This window comes from Terrabacter sp. 01T434 (assembly GCF_056398545.1).
In genome coordinates this window covers 263,049-287,350 of sequence record NZ_JBFTPP010000002.1, presented here as the reverse complement: position 1 = coordinate 287,350, position 24,302 = coordinate 263,049, and the positions used below count along the sequence as shown (strand labels likewise).

Sequence of the window (24,302 nt, the reverse complement as noted above, 5' to 3'; positions counted from 1 at the left end):
ACGACCCGCGTGGCGGGCTCTGGCGGTCCGACTCAAGCGGGGCTGAAGTCAGCGCTGCCGGTCGTGCTCGACCTGACCGGGCGCCTCGTCGTCGCTGTGGGCGGCGGCCCGGTGTCCGCGCGCCGCGTCAAGGCGTTCCTCGACGAGGGCGCCGTCGTCCGCGTCGTCTCCCCGTGGCTCTGCGAGGACCTCCGCGACCTGGCGGACGCGGGCCGGATCGACTGGGTCGAGCGGGACTACTCCGGCCCCGCCGACCTCGACCGCGCATGGTTCGCGCACACCGCCACGGGTGAGCCCTCCGTCGACCGCGAGGTCGCCGTCGACGCCGAGGCCTTGCGCATCTGGTGCGTCGACGCGACCCACGCGTCTGGCACCTCCGCCAGCGTCGCCGCGCGCGCGGACGTCAGCACCCCGGACGGCCGGGTCACCGTGTCTGCGTATGCCGCCGGCGACCCCGGTCTGGCCGTGACGGTCCGCGACGGGGTCGAGCGGGCGCTCGTCTCCGGCACCCTCGACCTGCGCCGCACCCGGACCCACCGGCAGCACGAGCCGCACGGACAGCACGGCTGGGTCGCCCTCGTCGGTGGCGGGCCCGGCACGGACGGCCTGCTGACGGCGCGCGGACACGAGCTGCTCGCGTCCGCCGATGTCGTCGTCGTCGACCGGCTCGCCCCCCGCGCCGTCGTCGACCGGCTTCCGGCATCGGTGCGCGTCATCGACGTCGGGAAGACGTCAGGGAACCATCCGGTGCCCCAGGCGCGGATCAACGACATCCTCGTCGAGGAGGCGCAGCGCGGCCTCGGCGTCGTCCGGCTCAAGGGCGGCGACCCCTACGTGCTCGGCCGCGGCGGCGAGGAGCGCGACGCGTGCCAGGCACACGGCATACGCGTGGAGGTGGTCCCCGGCGTGACGAGCGCGGTGAGCGTTCCCGCGGCGGCCGGCATACCAGTGACGCACCGCGGCGTGGCACGCGGCTTCACCGTGGTCACCGGTCACGAGGACATCCCGGTGTTGCCCACCGGCGGCGACCACACTCTCGTGCTGCTCATGGGCGTGACCCAGCTCGCGCGCACCGCCGAGCTGCTCGCCCAGCACGGCCGGTCGACGGACTGCCCCGTGGCGGTCGTCGAGCGCGGCTTCGCCCCCGACCAGCGCACCACCGTCGGCACGGTCGCCACCATCGGCGAGCTCGCTCGTGAACGCGGCGTGCAGGCGCCGGCCGTCGTGGTCGTCGGCGACGTGGTGCGTCTCGGCCCGGACTGGCGGGCCGGGCACGAGGCGGACGGGGCTACTCGCTGACGCTCTCGCTCGAGAGCGCCTCGAGGGCGGCCAGGGCCAGCGGCGGCCGGCACGCCCCGAGGATTACCTGCGGGGCGATGTCGGCTCCGACCTAGGCCTTGAGCGTGCCCGCGAGGTCGATCTCGCTGAGGACGCCGAAGCCGGCGTCGGCGAGCCGGGCCTTCGCCGCGTCGAGGGTCTCGGCGCAGCCCTGCTCGACGGTGGTGCTGAGGGTGTGGCTCATGGTGGCTCCTCGGGTGTCGGCGGGTCAGGCGGTGACGTCGTCGGCCTGCTGGGCGGCGACCCGACGGCGGACGTCGTCCATGTCGAGGTCGCGGACGGCGGCGATGACCTGCTCGAGCCCGGCCGCGGGCAGGGCACCCGGCTGGCTGAAGACGAGGATGCCGTCGCGGAACGCCATGAGTGTCGGGATCGAGGTGATCCGGGCCGCCGCGGCGAGCTGCTGCTCTGCCTCGGTGTCGATCTTGCCGAAGACGATGTCGGGGTGCTGCTCGGAGGCCGTGTCGTAGACGGGCGCGAACATGCGGCACGGGCCGCACCACGACGCCCAGAAGTCCACGAGGACGATCGGGTTCTCGGAGATCGTGGTGCCGAAGTCGGCGGCCGTGAGGTTTCGGGTGCTCATGGAGGCTCCTTCTCTGCCGTTCGATGTTATACCCACCGGGGTATACAACGGCAGGCTCTCCGACGGTGTTCCCGGCTTGGCCAGGTGCTCTGCGTCGGCTATCGTGAGCTGGGAAACATACCCCTATGGGTATCACCGGACTTTGAGGAGACCACCATGTGCCGTGCCGCCACCTGCAGGACCTGCGGTAAGACGACGTGGGCCGGCTGTGGCCAGCACGTCGACGAGGTCATGCGCAACGTGCCCTCGGGCCAGCGCTGCCCCGGCCACTCCCCGGCTGAGAAGGCCCAAGGCGGCGGCGGCTTCCTCGGTCGCATCCTCGGCCGCTCCTGACGCGTCCCCCTCGGCGGGCCTGCGTCAGCCGAGCGCGGCCACCTGGGCCTCGACGATCGCCGCGAGCTGCGGCCACCGGACGGCTTCGGCCCGCCCACCGAGCGCCGCGACGACGACGGTGCCGGCGACGACGCACCACACGGTCAGGGTGCGTGAGTGCTCGCCGTCGAGGACGAACGGCTGCTCGGCCGCCTCGACATGGGTCGTGCCGGCCACCTCGGGTGCGGCGACCGCCCGCAGCTGTCCGACGTCGGAGAGGCCCTTGCTCTTCGGCATCGTCCGGGGGAGGGCGCGCAGCTCCGTGAGCGCAGCGCGTGCGTCCTCCGGCGACGCGAACGGGATGACCTGGATGAACAGGTCGGCACGGCCGACCTCCTGGTAGGCGCGGACGCTCGTCACCGACCGCATCGCCCGCGCCCTGGTGATGGCCCCGCTCGTGCTGCCGCTCGCCCCGGTCCGGTAGGTCCGTCCTCCGCGTGCGGCCCAGGGACCCCCGGGCACGTCGCCCGCCGCGAGGCAGGCGTTCCGCGACCCGAGCGACCTGACCTGCGCCAGCATGAGGCGTCCGATGCTCGTCACGCGGCCACGATATGCCGCGGAGGCTGCAACGGTCGTACACCGAGCACGATCGTGCGCGAGGATGGAGCACCGACCAGCCCGCCCGCACCGACCTGACGAGGACGACGATGCCCGTGACGCCGCTTCCCGAGAGCGCCCCCAGCCTCCCGCAGGCCGAGGTCCGACGCCTCGACGACGCGGGGGCCCGGCTCGTCGACGTCGCGACCCGCTCGCTCGACCCGGCAGGCGGATTCGGCTGGCTCGACGACGCGGGTCGGCTCACGCCGGGCCGTCCCGCCGAGACGTGGGTGACGTGCCGGATGACGCACACCTTCGCACTGGCCCACCTCCACGGCGACGCCCGCGCGGCCGACCTCGTCGACCACGGGGTCCAGGCGCTGCGCACGACGCTGCACGACGACCGCCACGGTGGCTGGCTGTCGGTCGCCGGCAAGCAGGACGGTGTCAAGGAGGCGTATGCGCATGCCTTCGTCGTGCTGGCCGCGGCCTCTGCGACGGGGATGGGTCACCCGGACGGTCGAGCCCTGCTCGACGACGCGCTCGGCGTCATGGTCGACCGGTTCTGGGACGAGGGCGAGGGGCTCGTCGTCGACCAGTGGGACGCGTCGTGGACGCGGCTCGACCCCTATCGCGGCGTCAACGCCAACATGCACACGGTCGAGTCGTTCCTCGCCGCGGCGGACGTCACGGGCGACCGGGTCTGGCTCGACCGGGCGACCCGCGTGCTGACCCGGGTCGTCGACGGCTTCGCGCGGTCGCACGACTGGCGGCTGCCCGAGCACTTCGACGAGCAGTGGCGCCCGATGCTCGACCACAACGTCGACGACCCCGGCCACCCGTTCCAGCCCTACGGCGTGACGATCGGACACCTCATCGAGTGGTCGCGGCTGTCGCTGCACGTCGCGACCGCGCTCGGCGACGAGGCACCCTCGTGGATCCCGGGCGCCGCCCGCGACCTCTACGCCGCCGGTGTCCAGCGCGGCTGGGACGTCGATGGCGCCCCCGGCTTCGTCTACACGACCGACTTCCAGGACCGGCCGGTCGTGCGCGAGCGCATGCACTGGGTCGTCGCCGAGGCGATCGCGGCAGCGTGGACGCTCCACCGCGCGACGGGCGACACGGCATACGCCGACGACTACACGCGGTGGTGGGCGTATGCCGTCCAGCACCTCGTCGACGACCGTGACGGCTCGTGGCGCCACGAGCTCGACGAGCACAACGAGCCGTCGAGTCGCGTGTGGTCGGGCCGTCCCGACGTGTACCACGCCTACCAGGCCACGGTGCTGCCGCTGATGCGCGAGGCCGCGAGCTTCATCGGCGCGGCGCGCGGCGGCTGGTGACGGGCGCCGTCGACGTCAGGTGACGGCGGCGAGCACCCGGTCGATGCGCGGCAGTGTGACCGGGTCGTCGGGGATCTCGAGGAACCACGTGGCGAGGCGCTCGCGATCGGACTCGCTGCTCGCGCCGACCCACCGGGAGCACGCCAGCTGACCGATGTGGGCCTGCTCGGCCACGAGCATCGTGAAGTGGCCACGCCGCGTCACGCGCCCCGGGCCGCCGGCGTCGCGGTAGGCCGTGTGGATGAGTCGCGCCCGTGACGGGTCGTCGTCGCCGAACTCGAAGAGCACCATGGCCAGCTCCTGGCTCGGGTCGGCCGGGCCGAGGTTCTCGAAGTCGACGACGCAGACCCGGCCGTCCTCGGTGGCCAGCACGTTGTCGGCCCACAGGTCACGGTGGCAGACGATGGTCGACTCGTGCGGCTCGATGACGGACTCGACGGCGACGAGCTCGTCGACGAGGGCACCGAGGTGCCCGGCGAAGGGCGCCCGCTCGTCGACGACTCGCTGGTGCAGCTCGCGCCAGCGCTGCTCCCCGAGGCCCGTCGCGAACCAGTTGTCCACGGGCTCGTCCGTCGGTGGCCCTGCTCGGTGCAGTGCCGCGAGGGTGGCCCCGACGGCCGCGGGGTCGAGACCACGCATCGGGCCGCGCAGGTCGACCCACTCGAACACTCGGATGGCCGTGTCGGCGACCGTCGTGGCCACGGCCCCCGTGGTGGTGTGCACGATGCGTGGCGTGACGACGCCCTCGGCTCGCGCCGCCGCGACGAGATCGGCGTCCCGCGACATGGTGGCGAGGTCCGGCGTCGCGAACCACTCCTTGACGGCATGGGTGCCCGCCTCGGTGTCGAGCCGCCACACCTGTCCCAGCTGCCCTCGTGCGACCGGGCCGGTCAGGACGGCCGAGCCTCCGAGGCCGTATGCGTCGGCGACGTCCTGCGCCGTCGCGGCCGTGAGCATCGGATTCCCTTTCGGCTCAGACGATCCCGTTCACGGCAGCAATCGCCAGACGGCGATGCCCACCGTGAGGACGGCAAGAACCAGTGAGGACCATCCGAGCGGTGACCGACCGGCGCGGCCTCGCCCGAGGAGGAGCAGCAGGACCGCGAGCACCGACAGCACCGCGGCGACGACGGTCTCCTCGGCGCCGAGGTCGATGGTGCGGATGAGGATCGTGTCGGTGAGTCCGTTGCGGGTGAGGTAGCCGAGGGCCCGGATGAGGAAGAAGACCCACCAGCCGACCGTGATCCAGAAGAGGGCGACGCCGATCTGGCCGAGGAGGGGGTCGACGTTCTCGTCGACAGCGCGTCCCGCGGGCCCGGAAGGGGCGGGCGTGCCCGGCCAGACCGACTGTCCGGCATACGGGTTCGGCGGCACGGGGAGCTCACGGGTTGGCTCGAAGACGGGAATCGCCTGGGTCGGGGCGGTCACCATGTTGGGCACTGGCACGGTGAACTGCTCGTCGGGTGCTCGGGACCCGCTGGACCTGCCCGAGGCGGGACTGTCGCTCATGGCGTCAACGTACCCGCCGCAGGAGTCGCGATGCTGGTGCTGCCCCGACGAGGATTTTCCGGAAGGGTGTCGTATGAGGACGATGTCGTTCGTGGAACAAGTGTCCGGCGGCCGACTCGGCCCGTCGGGAGCGGGGGGCCGGGACGGACCTCTCGCCCAGGACCAGGAGGAGCTGACGATGACGGAGTACCTGATCACCTTCAACGACGAGTGGGTGCAGGAGCACACGGAGGACGAGATCAAGGCCAAGGGAGTGGCCAGCCGGGCGGTGGTGCGCGAGATGCAGGAGCAGGGCGTGCTCCTCTTCACCAACGGCGGCCTCGACGCCGACACCGCAATCTGCAGCGTCGTGGCCGAGGACGGCAAGCCCGTCTTCACCGACGGACCCTTCGTCGAGACGAAGGAGCACCTCGGCGGCTTCTGCGCCGTGGACGTGCCGGACGACGAGACGGCACGCTACTGGGCCGGACGGCTCGCCGTGGCGCTCGAGTGGCCGCAGGAGGTGCACCGGTTCCGCGGTGCCGGGATGGCCCGCCGCGACACCGCCGGGCAGGTGTGAGCGCCATGGCCAGATACCTGTTGTCCGTCTTCGGAACACCGGAGACCACCGAGTTCGGCGCCTATCCCTCCCGGGAGGACATGCTCGAGGCGTTCGCCGCCACCGGCGAGTTCAACGACATGCTCAAGAGGGACGGGCACTTCGTCTTCGCCGACGGCCTCGAGCCGGCCTCGACCGCCACGACCGTGGACGGGCAGGGCGAGCGACCGGTGTTCACCGACGGCCCCTATCTCGAGACGAAGGAGTACCTCGGCGGCTTCTGGGTCATCGAGGCGGCCGACCTCGACGTCGCGCTCGCGCTGGCCGCCCAGGGGTCGAAGGCCTGCCGCGGCACGGTCGAGGTGCGGCCCTTCCGGACGGCGGAGTCCGTGCAGGCCCTGATGGAGCCGTGACCGAGCCCGACGTCGCACAGACGATCACCCGCGTCCACCAGCAGGAGTGGGGGCGGGTGGTCGCCGGCCTCGCGCGCCGCTTCGGCGACCTCGACGTGGCCGAGGAGGCCGCGGCCGAGGCGTTCGCCGCCGCCGCGGAGCGGTGGCCGCGAGACGGCATACCGCCCAACCCCGGCGGTTGGCTCGCCACGACGGCCAACCGCAAGGCGATCGACCGGCTCCGTCGCGAGTCCCAGCGCGACGCCAAGCACCAGGCGGCCCTGATGATGCACGACGACAGCCCTGCCGAGCCGACCGGCCCGGTCGAGGACGACCGACTGAGGCTCGTCTTCACCTGCTGCCACCCCGCGCTCGCGATGGAGGCCCGGGTGGCCCTGACCCTGCGCCTGCTCGGCGGTCTCACTGTCGCCGAGATCGCCCGGGCCTTCCTCGTGCAGGAGACCACGATGGCGCGGCGGATCACCCGCGCCAAGGTCAAGATCGCGGCGGCGCACATCCCCTACCGCGTGCCGTCGGCCGACGACCTCCGTGAACGGCTGGCTGGAGTCCTCGCGGTCGTCTACCTCGTCTTCAACGAGGGCTACCTCGCCGGCGACGGTGACGACGCCGTCCGGGTCGACCTCAGCGACGAGGCGATCCGGCTCGGGCGCCTGCTCCGGGACCTCCTCCCGGACGACGGCGAGGTGACCGGACTGCTCGCCCTGATGCTCCTGACCGACGCCCGGCGAGCCGCGAGGGTGTCCCGCACCGGGGAGCTGGTCACCCTCGCCGAGCAGGACCGGGGTGCGTGGGACCGCGCCCTCATCGCCGAGGGCCGGGCCCTCGTCGACGAGCGCCTGCGGGTCGTCGCCTCCGGTGGTGAACGGCCGGGGCGCTACCAGCTGCTGGCGGCGATCAACGTCGTCCACACCGACGCCCCCTCGGCCCCGGACACGGACTGGTCCCGGGTCGTCGCCCTCTACGACGCGATGCTGCGCGTCGACCCGTCGCCGATCGTGCGGCTCAACCGGGCCGTAGCGGTCGCCGAGCTGGACGGACCCCTGGTCGGACTGGCCGAGGTCGACCGCCTCGGTGACGCCCTCGACGGCTACCACGCCTTCCACGTCGCCCGGGCCGAGCTGCTGCGACGGCTCGGTCGCAGCGGTGAGTCGCGCACGGCATACGACCGGGCCATCGCCCTGACCGGCAACCCGGGGGAGCGGGCCCACCTCACGCGACGACGCGACCAGCTCACCGGCTGAGCGCCGGGCGGGCCGCTCCTACGTCTGGCGGTCCTACCGTGGCAGTCATGACGCACTCCCATCACGACGTTTCCGTTCCCCGAACGCACGGGCCGGCTGCCGGCCGCCCCCACGTCCACGACCAGGTGGACGCCTCGGACGGAGGGGACGACCTGCTCGACCTCGACGGCGAGGTCCTGGACGCGTACTGGGGTGTGGCGCTCGACCGGGTGACGGCAGCAGCGGCGGAGGGCCTCGGGGCCGTCGGACGCTCGCCGGCCCGGGTCGTGGACCTCGGCGCGGGCACCGGCACGGGCGCCGTCGGGCTAGCGCGTCGCCTGCCGGAGGCGGAGGTCGTCGCCGTCGACGTCTCCGAGCCCTCGCTGGCCCGCGTGGCGGTCAAGGCGCACGCAGCCGGCGTCGGTGATCGGGTGCGCACGCTCGTGGCCGACCTCGACACCGGTTGGCCCGACCTTTCCCCGATCGACCTCACGTGGGCCTCGATGTCGCTGCACCACCTCGTTGACCCGGTCCGGTCGCTGGCGGAGCTTCGCCGGCTCACCTCTCCCGGCGGCCTGCTCGCCGTGTCGGAGTTCGACGAGCCGTTGCGCTTCCTGCCCGACGACCTCGGCATCGGCCGGCCCGGTTTCGAGACCCGGGCGCTCGAGGTCCTCTCGACCGTCCACGCCGAGGCGCTGCCCAACATCGGGGCGTCATGGGCCGTGATGCTCGCCGAGTCGGGGTGGACCGTGGTCGACCAGCACGACGTGGTCATCGACGAACGTGCACCACACCATCCGCTCGCCGCCCGCTACGCCAGGGCCTGGTTCGCCCGGCTCGAGGACGGGCTCAGCGGTCGCCTCGACGCCGAGGACCAGCTCACGCTCGAGGCCCTCCTCGACGACGGCCCGCAGGGGTTGCTGCACCGGAGCGACCTGCACCTGCACGGCATACGTTCGTTGACGCTCGCCCGAGCCTGACCGGCGAGGATCCCGGTCGGCCCGCGGGGGATCAAGGCAGCTTCGGCCCGGGCCAGTGGCGGTCACGCACCCCGAGACGAAGTCCTGCAAGGCCGAGGGCAACGAGCAGGACGCAGGGGAGGAGGATCGGCGAGCGCCAGGGCTCGAAGGCGCTGTAACCCTGAACGGCGACCGCCACCCCGGCGACCATGGTGGCGCCGGCAAGGAGCTCGATGATGCTGAGGACCAGTGACAGCGGGCTACGACGAGCGGGTCCTGCTGTGAGCACGAGGACGGCCGCCCACGTGAAGAGCGCGGCAGCGACGGCGAGGATCATCCCGATCCCGAGGAGCACTCCGCCCAACCCGGCCTCGGGGTCACGGCCTGCCACGATCATCACGCCGGCGAACACGAGGGCGGACCCCCCGACCAGCAGATGACCACAGCTGATGACGCTTCGTGTGATGGAGCGGGGCCGGCCGGTTCCCATGACCCATCGAAACACGCGCCGGCCGCGGCCCGCCTGAGCAGTGCTACTCGCTCGGCGTGACCGGCTACGCGCCGCGGGCTGACAGGATCGCGGTGGCCAGCAGGATGTCGATGGTGGCCGCGACGACCAGGACGGCGGCCATGAGGCCGAGCTTGGCTCCGTTGGATCGCTCGGCCCTGACGATGCCCATGTTGACGGACAGTGCACCGAAGGCGACCAGGATGCCCAGGGCGCCCTGCACGAGCAGCAGCAGCAGGAGCGGGAGCAGCGCCAGGACCTGCTGGGCCTTGGGGGTGGGCGGTCCGGTCGGGTAGTCCTTGCCGTCGATGACCAACGACGGATAGGCACGCGCCACACCGCCCTTGACCTTGGCCTCGATCGGTCCGGCGGCGCCGGGAAGCGTCAGGCGGTTGCGCGGGAAGCCGTGCGGCTTGACCTGCTGGCCGGCGACGCTGAACTTGAAGCCCTTCCAGAACGACTGCTCGACGGCGATGTCGCCGGAGACGCCCGGGATGTTGACTGTGGCGATAGGCATGGGCGGAGTGTGACAGATGTGAGGTTTGCGGCTTTCTCGCCTTGCCGATTGGCGGCCTGTCGAGCTTCGGTCCGCCTCACGCGCTCGTCGCCCATAACTCGCTGGCCGCGGGTCGGAGGTCTGGGCAGACTCTGCGGGTGGACTCCCACGTCGTCGACGCGCTCCGTGATGCAGTGGTGCACCGGTCACCCGGTCACCCGATCGGCCTGTACCTCACGGGCTCCAGCTGCGACGGCGGCCTTCGACCCGACAGCGACCTCGACGTCCTGCTCCTCACACGCGACAGCCTCGACGACGATGAGCGGCGGTATCTGGTTGGCCACCTGCTGAAGCACTCCGGACGACGCGCGACCGTGCGGCCTGGCCGCCCGGTCGAGCTCACGTCCCTCGTCCGCACCGATGTCGTGCCGTGGCGCTACCCAGCAGTCCGCGACTTCCGCTACGGCGAATGGCTCCGCGCCGACTACGAGACCGGCCACCTGCCCGCCCGCGAGGTCGATCCCGACCTGGCCGTGTTGTTGACCTCGGTCTCGGGCTCAGGCCGACAGCGCGCACGAGTGCTGCTCGGCCCCCCTCTCGCGGGGCTCGTCGATCCCGTCCCTCGCGCTGACCTGGCCAGGTCGATCTTCGACGCGCTGCCGGAGCTGCTCGACAACCTCGAGGGCGACGAGCGCAACGTCCTGCTGACCCTCGCGCGGATGCTGTACACCCTGCGCACCGGCCTGATCGCCCCGAAGGACACCGCCGCCGTCGCCGTGGCAGCGACCTTGAGTCCGGCCCGGGCGCGGACGCTCGACCTTGCGGCGACGGCATACCTCGGGGAGGCCGAGGACGACTGGGCCGCCCTGGGCGACGAGGCGGAAGCGCTGGCGACGGCTCTCGTCGCTGAGATCGACGCGCTCCGTCCCTGACAGCCTCCCGTTCGGCCTGCGGTCAGCGGACGTCATACCGCCGACGCGCGACCGCGAGGCCGATGAGCGAGATGACGGCGACGGCCATGTAGTAGACGCTGGGCGCGTTGAGGGATCCGGTGAGCCCGATGAGCCAGGTGAGCACGAGCGGGGCGATGCCACCCATCACCGTGACGCCCACGTTGTAGGCGACCGAGACGCCGGTGGCTCGCACGTCACGCGGGAAGAGGGTCGTGAGCAGGGCCGGCAGCGGGCCGAAGTAGAGGGCCATGATGACGCCGAGGATGCCGATCGCGACGACGAGGACGGGGACGGTCGGCGACGCTATGACCACGGCGAACAACGGCCAGGCCAGCACCAGTGCGCCGATGGCGGCCCAGACCATGACCCGGGCCGGTCCGACGCGGTCGGCCAGCCGCCCGACCAGGGGGACGCCGACCATGGTGACCACGCCCGCCACGACGCCGCCGAGGTAGGCGGCGCTCGCCGGGACGCCGAGGTTCTTCACGGCATACGTGGGCATGAAGAGGATGAGGTAGACCGAAATCGTCGCGACGCCGACGCAGGCCGAGCCGGTGACCACGCGGCCCAGGTGTTCGGTGAAGGTCGCGCGGATCGGCGCCTCGTGCGGGGTGCTCTCGGTGAACTCCTTGGTCTCCGTCAGCCGGGCCCGGATGTAGAGGCCCACCGGGCCGATGAGGCAGCCGAGGACGAACGGGATCCGCCAGCCCCACGAGTAGAGGTCCGGCTTCGACAGCTGCGTGAACAGGACGTAGCCGAAGGCCGAGGCGAGGAACATCGAGATGCCCTGGCTCGCCACCTGCCAGGAGGCGTAGTAGGCCTTGCGGTTCGGAGCCGTTTCGACGAGGAACGTTGTCGCCGAACCGAACTCGCCACCGGCCGAGAAGCCCTGGACGAGTCGTGAGATCAGGATGATGACGCCCGCCCAGGCGCCCACCATGGCGTGCGTCGGCGCCGCCGCCATGAGGATCGTGCCCACCATCATGAGCAGGAGCGTGAGGGTCAGGGCCTTCTTGCGTCCGTGCCGGTCCCCGTAGCCGCCGATGAGCATGCCGCCGAGCGGCCGGACGAGGTAGGAGATGGCGAACGTCGCGAAGGTGAGGATCAGACCCAGCGTCTTGTCGCCCTCGGGGAAGAAGTTCTCGGCGATGACGATGGCGAACGACGCGTAGACGATGATGTCGAACCACTCGAGCGCGGCACCGATGGAGCTGCTCAGGACTGCCTTGCGTGCCTCGGTCAGGCGTTCGGGAGTCACCTCTGTGGGTGTGGCGGTCAGGGTCATGGTGCTCCTTCGGTCCAGCGTGGGTTCAGGCGGTGAGGCGGCTGATGAGGTGGCCGAGCATCTCGTCGCAGCGCTCGATCTGCTCGAGGGCGACGAACTCGTCGGGTGCGTGGGCCTGTGCGATGTCTCCGGGGCCGCACACCACCGTCGGGATGCCGGCGCGCTGGAAGAGCCCGGCCTCGGTGCCGTAGGCCACCTTCTCCGTGCTCGCGTCGGCGCCGAGTCCGGTCACGAGGGCGATGACGTCCTCGTCGTCGGCCGTGTCGAGTCCGGGGGCCTGCGCGCCGATGGAGACCTCGACGCGGGCGTCGGGGTTCTCCTCCCGCATGGCCTCCTCGATGCGGCGCGCCTCGGCGCGGAACGCCTCGATGGTGGCGTCGACGTCGACGGCCCCGACCGCGCGGAACTCGAAGGTGAGGGAGCACTCGGCGGGGACCGTGTTGACGGCGATGCCGCCCTCGATCTGGTTGACGGTGGCCGTCGTGAAGGGCACGTCGTAGTGCTCGTCGAACGGCCCGTCCGCACGGAACCCGTCAGCAACGCCACGGACGAAGCGGACGAGCTGAGCGGCATACTCGATCGCGTTGACGCCGTGGGGAGTTCGCGACGAGTGGGCCGCGACGCCGTGGAAGACGACCTCGATCATCGTCAGCGACTTGTGCCCACGGATGACGCGCATGCTCGTCGGCTCGCCCACGATGCAGGCGCGGGGACGCAGCCCGCGCTCGACGATCTCGTCCACGAGCGAGACGGCGCCGACGCAGCCGACCTCCTCGTCGTAGGAGAAGGCGAGGTGCACCGGCTCGCTCAGCGGCGTGCGGCTGAGCCGCGGCACCGCGGTCATGACCGACCCGATGAAGGCCTTCATGTCGCACGTGCCCCGGCCGTAGAGGCGGCCGTCGCGGATCTCGGGGACGAACGGCTCGCTCGACCAGTCCTGCCCGTCGACCGGCACGACGTCAGTGTGCCCCGAGAGGACGACGCCTCCGGTCGTCGTGCCGTCGGCGGCCGGGAAGGTCGCGAGGAGGTTGGCCTTCGTCCCCTCCTCGTTGGTGACGAGGACGGGCTCGACCCCGTGCGCGCGCAGCTCGTCGGCGACGAGGTCGATGAGCGGCAGGTTGGTCTCGCGGCTCGTCGTGTCGACCTGCAGCAGCCGCGTGGTCCAGTCCAGGCTGACCGGCTGGGTGGGGCGCGAGGTCTCGCGAGTGGCGCCAACGGACGGCATTCATCTCTCCCGGGTCGTGGTCTGCGTGCCGGGACTTGAGGCATCCCGCACTGGTGACCGAGGATGGCAGCCATGCCACCGAGAGGCCGCTCGACGCAGGATGACGCGACGCGTCGTGAGATGGCGCAGGATTCCGCCGCCCGCGCCGACGAGCTCGACCTGGCGATCGTCAACTGCCTGCAGCTGCAGCCGCGCGCCTCGTGGACCCTCGTGGGTCGGGCGCTCGATGTCGACCCGGTGACGGTGGCCCGCCGGTGGCAGCGCCTCTCCGCGGCCGGCATCGCGTGGGTGTCGGGTCGGGCGACCGGGCAGGGTCGCCCCGAGTCGTGCCTCGCCGTGGTCGAGCTGAGCTGCACCGCGGCCGACACGCTCGCCATCGCGCGGCGCGTGACCGAGCTGCCCCACGTGCTCAGCGTCGAGCACACGAGCGGGCCGCGCTCGTTGACGATCCTCGTCGAGGTGCGCGACCTCGCCTTCCTCTCGCGCTTCCTCCTCGAGTCGGTCGGGACGATCCCGGGCGTCGTCGCGACGAGCAGCCACGCCGTGACCAAGGTCTACTCGATGGGCGACCACTGGCAGCTGCACGTGCTCGACCCCGCGCAGCGGGGCGTGATGCTGCGGGCCCAGCAGCCGCGCCTCGACGGACTGACCTCCGACCAGGCCGACCTGGCGCGCGGCTACGACCCCGTCGACCGGCAGCTGATCCTGCTGCTCGGTGAGGACGGTCGTATGCCGGTCGCGACCATGGCCGCGCGCGCCGGCCTCAGCGAGAGCACCGTGCGTCGCCGCCTGGCGGGCCTCGTCGGCAACGGCCGGGTGGTCCTGCGCTGCGACATGGCGCTGCCCGACTCCGGCTGGCCCGTCATCAGCTGGCTCTGGGCCTCCGCGGATGCCGGTGACATCGACGACGTCGCCATGACCCTGCGCCGCCTGCCCGGGATCCGGGTGTGCTGGCGCATCTCCGGGGGTGGGCCGAACCTCATGCTCGCGCTCACGACGCACTCGCTGCACGAGCTGTCGCAGGTCGAGGCACGGCTGGCCGCGGAGGTGCCGCAGATGACGATCCACGACCGGTCGATGGTCCTGCGGTCGATCAAGCGGATGGGTCGCGAGCTCGACCTCGACGGCCGCAGCGTCCGCTCGGTGCCCCTGGACATCTGGGCCGACACCGTCGGCCCGCAGCCGCCCTGAACCGCAAGAGGGAGCCCGACGCCCACGTCAGGCCCGGGTCGATCGTCCGTCAGAGGGCGGTCGAGGCTTGGCAGACTGGATCGATGACCGATGACGTCGTGGACCTCGACAGCAAGTTCGCCCTCTTCGCCGAGCCGTGGTCGCCCAAGCTCGTGGCGCGCGTCAACGACTACGAGATCAAGCTCGTCAGGCTCGAGGGCGAGTTCGTCTGGCACACCCATGAGGACACCGACGAGCTGTTCCTGGTGGTCGAGGGGCAGCTGACCATCCAGCTGCGCGATCGCGACGTCGTCCTCGGACCCGGACAGCTGTTCGTGGTGCCACGCGGGGTCGAGCACTGCCCGCGCGCGGACCACGAGGTGAAGGCCCTGCTCCTTGAGCCTGCCGGCGTCGTCAACACGGGAGATGCAGGCGGCGACCTGACCGCTGTCGTCGAGGCGATCTGAGCCACCTTCGTGGTCAGCTTCCATGGTGGGTTCTCCTCGAAGCGGGAAGGCAGACGGAGGCATGCCGCCGGCTGGGGCCGACGGCATACCTCTCGTGGGTGCGCCGTGGTCAGGCGCCCTCCCTCACCTCGTAGATCGAGTCCGCCACGAGGCCGTGCGCGTCACGATGCACGGTGTGGGCGGCCTCGGCGTCAGGCGCCTCGACGAGGCAGAAGATCTGGCCCCGGTCCTCGTCGACCCAGTAGCGCAGGTAGCTGACGCCGTGCGGTCCCTGCGTGGCGAGGTCGGCCTGGTGGGCTTGTGCGACGGCGTCCATGGTGACCCCGTCGCCGAGGGAGTGGACGTCCATGAAGAGCGGCATGCTCGTGGTCCTTTCTGGTGCGGAATGGATACGTCCAGCGTCGCCGTCCGGGACCGCAGGGTCATGGGTGGTGGCTACCCATCCGCTCGTGGGGCGCCACCCATCTTGAGCAGCTCACGTCGGCTCGACACCCCCAGCTTCGCGAGGACCGAGGACACGTGGTGCTCGGCCGTTCGGCGGGAGATGACGAGCTGCTCGGCGATCGCGGCGTCCGTGCACCCTCGCTCGAGCAGGTCGAGCACCTCCGCCTCTCGCGCGGTCAGCCCCGCAGGGTGGTCGCGCGTCGACGTGCGAGGGGCACGTGACGTCGCCCACCCGTGCCCTCGCATCTCCGTCCGGGCGCGTGCAGCCGCCGCGTGGGCGCCGAGTCGGTCGAAGCCGGCCACTGCCTCGGCCAGCGCCTCCCGCTCGCCGCTCCGTGCCAGCGCGAGGCTCCGGTCGAACGGGCACCCGAGCGACTCCCAGCTGTCGGCGGCCTCGCGCCACGCCCCTGCCAGCTCGGCCGCGAACGGGGGAGCCACGCGTCCGATCGCCGCCGCCCCTCCGAAGGCCTCGAGTCGGCCGGCATCCGGTCGATCGGCGCCCAGCCAGCGCGCCACGCTGCCGCGGTTCCACGGGCCCTCTGCTGACTTCACGAATGGCCACGCCTCTGCTGCCAACGTGGCGGCGCGTCGAAGGTCGCCTCCGATCCAGGCGATCTCACACCTGGCGCCGACCGCAGGTACCACGCGCTGGATCTCGTTCGTGCCGGAGGCCAGCGTCCACACGCGCGCCAACGCCTCGTCGACGTCCCCCTCGCCGGTGCGGCCACGCACGTGTGCAAGCGTGACGAGGGGCTGGATGGCGTCGATGACGGGAAGGTCGGGACGGCTGAGAAGCATCTCGGCGCAGGCCTTGGCGCGGCCCAGGTCGCCGCGGTCGAGATGCAGTTGGGCCTCCCAGCCCTCGAGATAGCGGGTCCACGAGTCCAGGTCGCGCTCGGTGCAGTACTCGAGACCCTCGCTCAGGTAGCGGCGTGCAGCGTCGTGCCGACGTTGGAGCACCGCAGGAGAGGCCAGGTTGCAGTAGGCCCGGGCGGCGTGCTCGTGCAGCTCGTGGGTGCGAGCCTGGTGCAGGCTTTGGTCCAGCAGCATCGTTCCGCCCACGATGTCGCCGGCGGCGAGCTCCATGGCGCCGAGGTTGTTGAGGGCATGCACCCGCACCTCGGTGCGCTGGGCGTCGGGTAGGGATTCGGCGAGCTCGAGGCTCCGTCCGGCCCACTCTCGCGTGCCGGCGAGGTCGTCGGCGAGCATCCTCAGCTGTGCCCGGTTGCTGTAGGCGAGCGCCAGCTCGTACGTCCCGGTGCCCTCCAAGAGGTCGATGGCTACCCGCGCCATCGACTCCGCGTCGTCGTTGCGGCCGGCCATCCAGCTGAGTCGCGACAGGGAGCGCCACGCGTCGCCGACCCGGACCGTCGTGTTGGTCCGCTCCCAGATCTTCCGGGCCGCCCCCACTGCCGTGATCGCTTCGTCGATGTGGTCGGTGAGGTAGAGCTCGTAGCCGAGGCCCCACAAGAGCTCGGCGTGCCGCTCGGGGGGCACTTCCGTCTCGCCCAGCGCGTCGGCATGGTGAAGGGCGCGCCGGTACTGCTCGGCGGCCTGTCGGTGGGCACCGAGCCTGGACGCTCGTGCCCCCGCCTCCGGGGCGTGCTCCAGCACGGAGCGGCCCAGGCCGGCGGCGTCGGCGTGGTGGGCCAGCCGGGCCGGGTCGGCCCCGCGAGCCTCCAGCGCGGCGAGGAGCCGGCGGTGGATGTGGATCCGGCGCCCCGCGGGGACCTCGCCGGCGACGGCGAGCCGGCCGAGCTCGTGCCGAAACGTGATGTCGTGGTCAGTGTGGATGAGCAGTCGCCGGCGGAGGGGCTCGTCGATGACGAGGAGTCCCTCGGACAACAGCTCCTCCAGCACGTCGGGCTCGACCCGCGACCCGGCCAGCGCGACGATTTCGAGCGCCCGGCGCGCCGGCTCGGGCAGCCGTGACACTCGCGCGAGCACGGCATCCCGCACGGTGGGTGGAACCCCCGTCGTGTCGCCCCAGAGCACCTCGGTGACGAAGAACGCGTTGCCACCGGTGACGTCGTAGAGGTGACCGGCATCGAGCGCCACGGAACCCGACAGCTGCCCGGCCCGCTCCGTGGCGAGGGTGGCCACCGCACGGGGGCTCAGGGCCGGGAGATCGATCCGACGCGTGCCACAAGCGGACGCCGTGTCTCCCAACAGGATTCGCAAGGCACTGCCGATGTGAGTGTCCTCGGGACGATACGTCACCAGCACCAGAGCGCGGCATCCGTGGATCCGACGCGCCAGGTGACGCACGAGGTCGAGTGTTGCCTCGTCCGCCCAGTGCGCGTCCTCGATGACGAGGAGGTAGGGCTCGCCGGGTGGCGCGGCCCGGAGGGCGTCGACGACCCGGGCGAAGACCTCCGGACGGGAGGCGTCCTCGGACCAGACACCGGCCGGCAACGTGGGCAGCATGTCTCGCAGCGGCCCCAGCGGCGCCGGAGTGGCCGACCCGTCACAGGCGCCGATCCCGACGCGGGCGAGGCCCGCAGCCGCGGTGGCGGCCGAGGTCACGAACGACGTCTTGCCGATACCGGCCTCACCCGAGACGAAGACGAGCCGACCCCGTCCCGCGGCCGCCTCCTCGAGGTGGCCCGCGACGGCCCGGAGCTGCTCACGGCGCTCGAGAAGCGTCACCTGTCGATGCTAGGTCGTGCTGGAGCGCGCGGGTCAGGGTTCGGCGAGACCCGCGGGGCGGTCGCTCAGCGGCCTCCGGCCTGCCGGGTGATGTAGTTGACGGCGACGAAGGACCGGAAGGCCGCGAGCGCGTCGTCCGACTCGATGCGGATGGTCCGGGTGCCGACGCGCTCGGCGCCCTTGACCCAGCTGCCGACCTCGGCCATGTCGGCGGTATGCACCTCGAGCTCGAGCCGCACCGGCCTGTCGAGCTGCGGCGGCCGGAGCCGGCCGTCGAGCGCGCGCCTGACCGCTTCGGCGGCCGCCTCCTCGATCCGCTCGCGAGCCACGCGCGGGTGCAGGCTGCTCGCGGCGAAGCGGGTGATCGAGTGCTTGGTGATGACCGTCGCGGCCTCTGGGGCAAAGGGCGACGTCTCGGTGATCGTCACCTCGTCGCCGGTGACCAGGCCGATCGGCACCCCGAAGTGCGCGGCCACGAGGGCGTTGATGCCGCTCTCGCCGACCTCGGTGTCGCCGATCCGCGCGGCGGAGAACACCTCCGGGTTGTAGGTGTGCGACAGCGTCGACGACTCCCCGGAGATCGAACCGTGGTAGCCGACCAGGAAGACGACGTCGAAGGAGTCGTCGAGTCCCTCCATCATGTAGAGCGGCTTGTGGCGACCCGAGATGTAGCTCGCGTCGTGGGACAGGTCGTCCGGGTCGAGATTGCGCATCTGTCCGTGCGAGTCGTTGACGACCACCTGGGTGGCACCTCCGCGCACGGCACCTTCGATCGCCGCGTTCACCTCGCCGAGCGTGAGGGCGCAGCCGATGTCGTATGCCGTCGTCCCCTCCCGACACTGCGTCCAGTCGACGATCCCCGCCACGCCTTCGAAGTCGAACGACAGGTAGGCCTTCACCGCACGTCCTTGAGCCGGCCCCACGCGTGCCACCGGTCGATCTCGACCCAGGCGCTGACGCGCGGGCGGTCGCGGACGGCATACGCCTTCCCGGTGTAGTGCCGGGCGATCCGGTCGATGTCGCGCAGCTCGGCGTCGTCGACGATCTCGGCGACGCGGCCCAGGATGCTGATGTGAGTGATCCAGTCACCTGGGTCCATGGCGCTGAGGCTCACCCGCGGGTTGGTCCGCAGATGCTCGAGCCGCTTCCGCCCGGCGTCCATGTTGACGAGCACTCTGCCGTCCTCGTAGAGGTACCAGGTCGGCACGGAGACCGGCTGCCCGTCCGGACGCACGGTGCTGATCGTCGCGTGCCAGGGCTTGACGAGCTCGTCTGCCACGGCTGCCGGCAGGGGTGGCTTGGGCACGAAGACTCCTCTGGTCGGGCTTCCCACCGTAGACCGCCGCCCCGCTGCGCGGCGGTCACGAGTCCCAGGCGGGGAAGCCGGGACGAGACTCGTGACCGCCGGATCAGGGGACGGCCGCGGGCGTCAGGCGAAGGCGACGAAGGCGATCGGGTTGGACGTCGGCTGGTCCGAGCCGCCGGCGGGCTCGACCGTGATGCCGGCGCCCTTCGAGTGCGTGGCGTCGCCGCTCAGCACGACGACCTGGTCGCCACCCCCGGGCATCAGGCCCGCGGAGGTCATGTGACCCGTCGCGTCCTGGAGCCACAGCTGGAAGACCTTGCCGGCGGGCGGCTGCGCCATACCCGAGGTGATGAGGACGGCCCGGTGGAGAGAGCTGGACCGGACCACGGTGGCTGTGGCTCCGCCTGCGAGGCGTTCCCCGTAGCGTGTCGCGTCCGACGCGGCGAGCACCTGGTCGGCCATGACCCGCTGGGGATCCTGGCTGACCTGGCGCCACACGGTGAACCCGCCGATGGCGAGCACCGCCACCGTGGCGGCTGCCACGACGAGGCGCCAGCCCCGGCCGAACCCACGACCTGCGCGGGACCGGCGGCGTTCCGCGAGCTCGTCGGCCGTACTGTCTTCGGCCGGTTCGCTGCCCTCGGCTGGTTGGGGGGCCTCGATCGGCGGCAGCGGACGCACGGTCGAGATCTCGGCGAGCACCTTGGCCCGGAGCGACGGCGGCGGCGCGACCTCGGTCAGTGCCGACAGCTGGTGCGCCGCGGCGACGAGGCTGTCGACCTCGGCCTGGCAGGCCGAGCAGCCGGCGAGGTGGCGCTCGAACCGCGCCCGCTCGACCTCGTCGAGGGCGTCGACGGCATACGCGCCGGAGAGCGCGTGGATGTCCTCGCTCACAGGGTCACCCCCAACGTGTCTCGTAGTCTGATGAGTCCATCACGGATGCGTGTCTTGGCGGTCCCGAGCGGCAGGTCGAGCATGCTTGCCACCTCCGTGTGCGTGTACCCCGAGAGGTAGGCCATCTCCAACGCCTGCCGTTGGACCGGGGTGAGCGTCTCCAACGCCCGATGAACCCGCTCCGCATCGAGCCGTTCGACGACGGCCTCCGCGGTGGAGTCGTGCGTGACGTCCTGGTTGCTGGCGCCGTAGCCCTCGTCGCGGTTGCGAGCCGCCTCCGCCGACCGGACCCGGTCGACGGCCTTGCGGTGGGCGATCGTGAGCATCCACGACATCGCCGCACCCTTGCTCGGGTCGAAGCGTGCGCTGTGCCGCCAGATCTCGAGGAAGACCTCCTGGGTGACCTCCTCGGACTGGGCGGGGTCGCGCACGACCCGGCGGACGAGACCGAAGAGCCGGGAGGAGACCGCGTCGTAGAGCTCTGCGAACGCCGTCTCGTCGCCGGTCGCCGCTCTGTGGAGCAGCTGCTCCAGATGGACTGGGCGGGCGGTCCCCTCCGGCGACTCATCGCCGGAGGGGACCACCGAGAACCGTGACATGGGGTCCATTGTGTCGCCCGTCGTCGTGCTCTGCGTCAGCCTGGTCGGCAGACGATCAGGGCATCAGCACGCCGTCGATGATGTACACCGTGGCGTTGGCGGTCGGGACGTTGCCGCAGATGACCTTCGCGTCGGCCTTGCCGACGGTGTAGTTCTCACCGGAGCCCTTGACCGTGATCGTCGTGCCGGCGAGCGTCTTGTGGTCGCCCGCGAGCTGGTCCGGCGAGAGCTTGCCGGCCACGACGTGGTTCGTGAGGATCTTGGTGAGGGTCGGCTTGTCGGCGAGGACCTTCTGGAGGTCGGCGGCCGGGATCTTGGCGAACGCGTCGTTGACGGGCGCGAAGACGGTGATCTCGGGAGCCGAGTTCAGGGTGTCGACGAGGCCGGCCTGCTTGACGGCGGTGACGAGGGTCGAGAGCAGCGGGTTGTTGCTCGCGGCGGTCGCGACCGGGTCGGTGGCCATGCCGTTGAACGAGCCCTTGCCGTCCTTCGGCACGGCCTGGCAGCCCGGGCCGAAGACGGCCGATGCGGCGTCCATCGAGGCGGACGAGGACATCGTGTCGGACGGGGTGTTCGACATCGTGTCGGCGGGCGTGCTGGCGGCAGGCGTGCTGCCACCGGAGGGCGCGGCGTCGCTGGAGCTGCTGCAGGCCGCGAGGCTCAGGGGCAGGGCGATGGCGAGGGCGACGAGGCCGGTACGGGTCTTCATGCTCTTCATGTCAGTCACTCCTTGTGGCTGTGTGGTGCACGGTCATAGGGGGTTCGGGGCCGGTGCGGCTCCGGATTGCTTGTCGGACAAGTTTTTTCGCGGGTTTCTCGGTCGTATGCGTTCACGCGACGGTCACCACCACCTCCTGGATGCCGCTCGACCCGCTGGGGAACGGCGTGGCACGTTCGGTGATCTGTGCCTGTCCCTTGAGGTCGGTCGCGCGCACGGAGATCCGGTGCAGTCCGGGCTTGGCGTCCCACGGGACGTACCACTGGCGCCAGTAGTCGACACCGACGTCGGGCCCGAGCTTCGTTGCCTGCCAAGGGCCGTCGTCGATCTTGACCTCGACCTTGCCGACACCGCGGTGCTGGGCCCAGGCGACGCCGCCGATGGCGGTCGTGCCGGCCTTGATCGTCGACAGCGGCGCCGGGGTGTCGATGCGGGCGCTCGTCTTGATGGGGGCGTCCGTCGCCCATTGGCGCTTCGTCCAGTAGGACTGGTCGGCGGCATACGTGGTCAGGGTGAGCTTGGTCAGCCACTTCGTCGCTCCGACGAAGCCGTAGAGGCCCGGCGTGATGAGGCGGGCCGGGAAGCCGTGGGTGTCGCTGAGCTGGGCACCGTTCATGCCGATGGCGATCATCGCGTCGCGTCCGTCGCGGACGACGCCGAGCGGCGTGCTGATGGTGAAGCCGTCGACCGCGGTGCTCAGAACCTGGTCCGGGTTGCCCTTGGTGCCGGCCCGGTCGAGCACGTCGGTGAGCCGGACGCCGAGCCAGCGGGCGGCGCCGATGTAGCCGCCGCCGACCTCGTTGGAGACGCAGGTCATGGTGATGTCGCGCTCGATGAGCGGCATCGCGGCGAGCTCGGCGAAGGTCAGGGTGAAGGGCTTCTCGACCATGCCGCCGACCTCGAGGGTCCAGCTGTCGACGTCGACCTTCGGCACGCTGAGGTTCGTGTCGACGCGGTAGAACTTCTCGTTCGGGGTGCGCAGGGGCGAGATGCCGGGGACCTTCGTCTCGAGGCCGGCCGGCAGTGGCTTGGCCTTGTCAGCGGCGGCGGGCAGCACGACCTTCTTGATCGTCTGGGCCCCGCTGCGGAGCTGGCCACCGACGGCCGCGAGCACCGAGAGCGCGGTGACGCCGAGCGCGCCGACGACGAAGCCTCGGCGGCTGGTGCCGGAGCGGGTGCCGAGATCGGCACCGAGGCCCGCATCTGGGCCCGCGCCGCGGTCGGCGTCGCCCGCGGCGCCGGCCAGGCGCGCGAGCCAGACGAGGGTGGCGACGCCGACGGCCATGGCGGCGAGGGCGGGAAGCGCGTCGAGGGGACGGGCCGCGGGTCGCAGGAGCGCAGCGGCACCGGCCAGCCCGGTGAGCAGCACGATGAGACCGACAGCGAGCGGCATCCGGCGGCGGGCGAGCAGACCCGCCACGGCGGCGAGCACGAGCGTCACCACAAGGACCGAGCCCTGCAGGATCAGCTTGTCGTTGGTCCCGAAGGTTGCGATCGCCCACTCCTTGACGGGCGTGGGGGTCACGTCGATGACGGTCGACCCGATGGCGAGCACCGGCGACGATGCAGGGGCGAGGAAGCCCGCGACGAGGTGGCCGGCGGCGATCCCGGCCACCGCGGCAAGGATCCCGCTGAGGGCAAGTCGTAGGCGCATCATGCCTCGTGCTTCGGCGCGAGGGGGCGCCCCGGATTGTCCGGCGCCGTCGACGGGAGTTCGGGAAGAGCGTCGCGACCCCGGTTGTTGACCGCACGTGAAGAAGATCGGATTCCTCTCGTTCGGGCACTGGAACCCATCCCCCCACTCGGGGACGCGGTCGGCGGCCGACGCCCTGCTCCAGTCGATCGACCTGGCCGTCGCGGCCGAGGAGCTCGGCGCCGATGGTGCCTACTTCCGGGTGCACCACTTCGCTCGCCAGCTGGCGTCGCCGTTCGCGCTGCTCGCTGCGGTCGGGGCGCGCACCAGCCGGATCGAGATCGGGACCGGCGTCATCGACATGCGCTACGAGAACCCCCTCTACATGGCCGAGGACGCGGGCGCAGCGGACCTCATCTCCGGCGGCCGGCTCCAGCTCGGCATCAGCCGGGGGTCACCCGAGCAGGTCGTCGACGGCTTCCGCTACTTCGGCTACGAGCCGAACGACGGCGACCATGCCGGCATGGCCCGACAGCACACCGAGGTCTTCCTCGACGTCCTGTCCGGCCGGGGCTTCGCCGAGCCCAACCCGCGACCGATGTTCCCCAACCCGCCCGGCCTGCTGCGCATCGAGCCGCACTCGCCCGGCCTGCGCGACCGCATCTGGTGGGGTGCCGGGAGCCGGGCCACCGCGGAGTGGACGGCTGAGCAGGGCATGAACCTCATGAGCTCGACCCTGCTCACGGAGGACACCGGGGTGCCCTTCCACCGCCTGCAGGCCGAGCAGATCCAGCGTTTCCGCGATGCGTGGACGGCGGCCGGCCACGAGCGCGAGCCGCGCGTCTCGGTGAGCCGCAGCGTCTTCCCCATCGTGAGCGACCTGGACCGGGCGTACTTCGGCCGCGAGTCGGCCAGCCAGGACCAGGTCGGCATCATCGACGGCGGCACGGCGCGCTTCGGCAAGACGTATGCCGGTGAGCCCGACCAGCTCGTCCGTGACCTCGCGGAGGACGAGGCGGTCGCGGCCGCCGACACCCTCCTCATCACCGTGCCCAACCAGCTCGGTGTCGACTACAACGCCCACGTCATCGAGAGTCTCCTGACGCACGTGGCGCCCGAGCTCGGCTGGCGCTGAATGGG

At 71.6% G+C, this 24,302-nt stretch carries 28 protein-coding genes; 11 read left to right on the top strand and 17 right to left on the bottom strand.

Annotated features, from left to right (window positions below; genetic code table 11):
* The first annotated feature begins 63 nt into the window (after positions 1-63).
* Positions 64-1,299 carry a uroporphyrinogen-III C-methyltransferase gene (gene cobA / locus AC1DIW_RS06615; protein ID WP_478106936.1) on the top strand — a complete coding sequence of 412 codons (1,236 nt, stop codon included), beginning with the start codon at positions 64-66 and terminating at the stop codon, positions 1,297-1,299.
* A gap of 91 nt (positions 1,300-1,390) precedes the next feature.
* On the opposite strand, the gene AC1DIW_RS06610 is transcribed toward cobA, so the two are convergent.
* On the bottom strand, positions 1,391-1,522 hold the full coding sequence (locus tag AC1DIW_RS06610) for a hypothetical protein (RefSeq protein ID WP_478106935.1): 132 nt from the start codon (positions 1,520-1,522) through the stop codon (positions 1,391-1,393).
* A gap of 24 nt (positions 1,523-1,546) precedes the next feature.
* The gene (trxA, locus tag AC1DIW_RS06605; RefSeq protein WP_478106934.1) at positions 1,547-1,924 is read right to left on the bottom strand and encodes a thioredoxin; all 378 of its coding nucleotides are present in this window, start codon (positions 1,922-1,924) and stop codon (positions 1,547-1,549) included.
* Positions 1,925-2,080: 156 nt separating this feature from the next.
* Here trxA and AC1DIW_RS06600 point away from each other — a divergent pair, with 156 nt between their 5' ends.
* On the top strand, positions 2,081-2,257 hold the full coding sequence (locus tag AC1DIW_RS06600; RefSeq protein WP_478106933.1) for a hypothetical protein: 177 nt from the start codon (positions 2,081-2,083) through the stop codon (positions 2,255-2,257).
* A gap of 24 nt (positions 2,258-2,281) precedes the next feature.
* Here AC1DIW_RS06600 and AC1DIW_RS06595 read toward each other — a convergent pair whose 3' ends face one another.
* A complete protein-coding gene (locus AC1DIW_RS06595; RefSeq protein WP_478106932.1) occupies positions 2,282-2,836 on the bottom strand; it encodes a hypothetical protein in 555 nt (184 codons plus the stop codon).
* Positions 2,837-2,943: 107 nt separating this feature from the next.
* Between AC1DIW_RS06595 and AC1DIW_RS06590 the strand changes: the two genes are divergently transcribed.
* On the top strand, positions 2,944-4,176 hold the full coding sequence (locus tag AC1DIW_RS06590; RefSeq protein ID WP_478106931.1) for an AGE family epimerase/isomerase: 1,233 nt from the start codon (positions 2,944-2,946) through the stop codon (positions 4,174-4,176).
* 15 nt (positions 4,177-4,191) lie between these two features.
* On the opposite strand, the gene AC1DIW_RS06585 is transcribed toward AC1DIW_RS06590, so the two are convergent.
* The gene (locus AC1DIW_RS06585; RefSeq protein ID WP_478106930.1) at positions 4,192-5,133 is read right to left on the bottom strand and encodes a phosphotransferase enzyme family protein; all 942 of its coding nucleotides are present in this window, start codon (positions 5,131-5,133) and stop codon (positions 4,192-4,194) included.
* A 30-nt stretch (positions 5,134-5,163) separates the two neighbouring features.
* Positions 5,164-5,685 carry a hypothetical protein gene (locus AC1DIW_RS06580; RefSeq protein WP_478106929.1) on the bottom strand — a complete coding sequence of 174 codons (522 nt, stop codon included), beginning with the start codon at positions 5,683-5,685 and terminating at the stop codon, positions 5,164-5,166.
* A 178-nt stretch (positions 5,686-5,863) separates the two neighbouring features.
* Between AC1DIW_RS06580 and AC1DIW_RS06575 the strand changes: the two genes are divergently transcribed.
* From AC1DIW_RS06575 to AC1DIW_RS06560, 4 genes are read left to right on the top strand one after another with little or no spacing between them, the layout of a single operon-like run.
* Complete coding sequence (locus AC1DIW_RS06575; RefSeq protein WP_478106928.1) at positions 5,864-6,244, top strand: YciI family protein; 381 nt, start codon at positions 5,864-5,866, stop codon at positions 6,242-6,244.
* A gap of 5 nt (positions 6,245-6,249) precedes the next feature.
* Positions 6,250-6,636: a YciI family protein gene (locus tag AC1DIW_RS06570; protein WP_442278507.1), complete on the top strand. Its 387-nt coding sequence runs from the start codon at positions 6,250-6,252 to the stop codon at positions 6,634-6,636.
* On the top strand, positions 6,633-7,877 hold the full coding sequence (locus AC1DIW_RS06565; RefSeq protein ID WP_478106927.1) for an RNA polymerase sigma factor: 1,245 nt from the start codon (positions 6,633-6,635) through the stop codon (positions 7,875-7,877). The genes AC1DIW_RS06570 and AC1DIW_RS06565 overlap by 4 nt, the downstream gene beginning before the upstream one ends.
* A 47-nt stretch (positions 7,878-7,924) precedes the next feature.
* Complete coding sequence (locus tag AC1DIW_RS06560; RefSeq protein ID WP_478106926.1) at positions 7,925-8,836, top strand: class I SAM-dependent methyltransferase; 912 nt, start codon at positions 7,925-7,927, stop codon at positions 8,834-8,836.
* A gap of 31 nt (positions 8,837-8,867) precedes the next feature.
* Here the strand turns inward: AC1DIW_RS06560 and AC1DIW_RS06555 are convergent, their stop codons facing one another.
* A complete protein-coding gene (locus tag AC1DIW_RS06555; RefSeq protein ID WP_478106925.1) occupies positions 8,868-9,215 on the bottom strand; it encodes a hypothetical protein in 348 nt (115 codons plus the stop codon).
* A 154-nt stretch (positions 9,216-9,369) separates the two neighbouring features.
* Positions 9,370-9,840: a hypothetical protein gene (locus AC1DIW_RS06550; protein WP_442278511.1), complete on the bottom strand. Its 471-nt coding sequence runs from the start codon at positions 9,838-9,840 to the stop codon at positions 9,370-9,372.
* 137 nt (positions 9,841-9,977) lie between these two features.
* Here AC1DIW_RS06550 and AC1DIW_RS06545 point away from each other — a divergent pair, with 137 nt between their 5' ends.
* The gene (locus AC1DIW_RS06545) at positions 9,978-10,751 is read left to right on the top strand and encodes an aminoglycoside adenylyltransferase domain-containing protein (protein WP_478106924.1); all 774 of its coding nucleotides are present in this window, start codon (positions 9,978-9,980) and stop codon (positions 10,749-10,751) included.
* 22 nt (positions 10,752-10,773) lie between these two features.
* On the opposite strand, the gene AC1DIW_RS06540 is transcribed toward AC1DIW_RS06545, so the two are convergent.
* Both AC1DIW_RS06540 and argE read right to left on the bottom strand, forming a co-directional pair.
* Complete coding sequence (locus AC1DIW_RS06540) at positions 10,774-12,057, bottom strand: MFS transporter (protein ID WP_442278513.1); 1,284 nt, start codon at positions 12,055-12,057, stop codon at positions 10,774-10,776.
* A gap of 25 nt (positions 12,058-12,082) precedes the next feature.
* Positions 12,083-13,282, bottom strand: coding sequence for an acetylornithine deacetylase (argE, locus tag AC1DIW_RS06535; RefSeq protein WP_478106923.1), 1,200 nt, complete (start codon positions 13,280-13,282; stop codon positions 12,083-12,085).
* Positions 13,283-13,354: 72 nt separating this feature from the next.
* On the opposite strand from argE, the gene AC1DIW_RS06530 reads away from it, so the two are divergent.
* Together AC1DIW_RS06530 and AC1DIW_RS06525 are read left to right on the top strand one after the other, a co-directional pair.
* On the top strand, positions 13,355-14,473 hold the full coding sequence (locus AC1DIW_RS06530; RefSeq protein ID WP_478106922.1) for an Lrp/AsnC family transcriptional regulator: 1,119 nt from the start codon (positions 13,355-13,357) through the stop codon (positions 14,471-14,473).
* An 83-nt stretch (positions 14,474-14,556) separates the two neighbouring features.
* Entirely contained in the window at positions 14,557-14,919 is a 363-nt protein-coding gene (locus AC1DIW_RS06525; RefSeq protein WP_442278516.1) for a cupin domain-containing protein, read from the top strand.
* 109 nt (positions 14,920-15,028) lie between these two features.
* Here the strand turns inward: AC1DIW_RS06525 and AC1DIW_RS06520 are convergent, their stop codons facing one another.
* From AC1DIW_RS06520 to AC1DIW_RS06485, 8 genes are all read right to left on the bottom strand, one after another.
* A complete protein-coding gene (locus AC1DIW_RS06520) occupies positions 15,029-15,280 on the bottom strand; it encodes a DUF4242 domain-containing protein (protein ID WP_478106921.1) in 252 nt (83 codons plus the stop codon).
* Between the two features lie 74 nt (positions 15,281-15,354).
* On the bottom strand, positions 15,355-18,012 hold the full coding sequence (locus AC1DIW_RS06515; protein ID WP_478106920.1) for an ATP-binding protein: 2,658 nt from the start codon (positions 18,010-18,012) through the stop codon (positions 15,355-15,357).
* A gap of 65 nt (positions 18,013-18,077) precedes the next feature.
* Positions 18,078-18,911, bottom strand: coding sequence for a M55 family metallopeptidase (locus AC1DIW_RS06510; protein ID WP_478106919.1), 834 nt, complete (start codon positions 18,909-18,911; stop codon positions 18,078-18,080).
* On the bottom strand, positions 18,908-19,318 hold the full coding sequence (locus AC1DIW_RS06505; RefSeq protein ID WP_478106918.1) for a TIGR03618 family F420-dependent PPOX class oxidoreductase: 411 nt from the start codon (positions 19,316-19,318) through the stop codon (positions 18,908-18,910). Before AC1DIW_RS06505 ends, AC1DIW_RS06510 begins: the two co-directional genes overlap by 4 nt.
* 123 nt (positions 19,319-19,441) lie before the next feature.
* A complete protein-coding gene (locus AC1DIW_RS06500; RefSeq protein ID WP_442278521.1) occupies positions 19,442-20,212 on the bottom strand; it encodes an anti-sigma factor in 771 nt (256 codons plus the stop codon).
* On the bottom strand, positions 20,209-20,820 hold the full coding sequence (sigK, locus tag AC1DIW_RS06495) for an ECF RNA polymerase sigma factor SigK (RefSeq protein WP_478106917.1): 612 nt from the start codon (positions 20,818-20,820) through the stop codon (positions 20,209-20,211). The genes AC1DIW_RS06500 and sigK overlap by 4 nt, the downstream gene beginning before the upstream one ends.
* Before the next feature lie 46 nt (positions 20,821-20,866).
* Positions 20,867-21,529: a fasciclin domain-containing protein gene (locus AC1DIW_RS06490; protein ID WP_478106916.1), complete on the bottom strand. Its 663-nt coding sequence runs from the start codon at positions 21,527-21,529 to the stop codon at positions 20,867-20,869.
* Between the two features lie 112 nt (positions 21,530-21,641).
* A complete protein-coding gene (locus tag AC1DIW_RS06485) occupies positions 21,642-23,186 on the bottom strand; it encodes a molybdopterin-dependent oxidoreductase (RefSeq protein ID WP_478106915.1) in 1,545 nt (514 codons plus the stop codon).
* A gap of 94 nt (positions 23,187-23,280) precedes the next feature.
* On the opposite strand from AC1DIW_RS06485, the gene AC1DIW_RS06480 reads away from it, so the two are divergent.
* Complete coding sequence (locus AC1DIW_RS06480) at positions 23,281-24,297, top strand: LLM class flavin-dependent oxidoreductase (RefSeq protein ID WP_478106914.1); 1,017 nt, start codon at positions 23,281-23,283, stop codon at positions 24,295-24,297.
* Positions 24,298-24,302 lie beyond the last annotated feature (5 nt).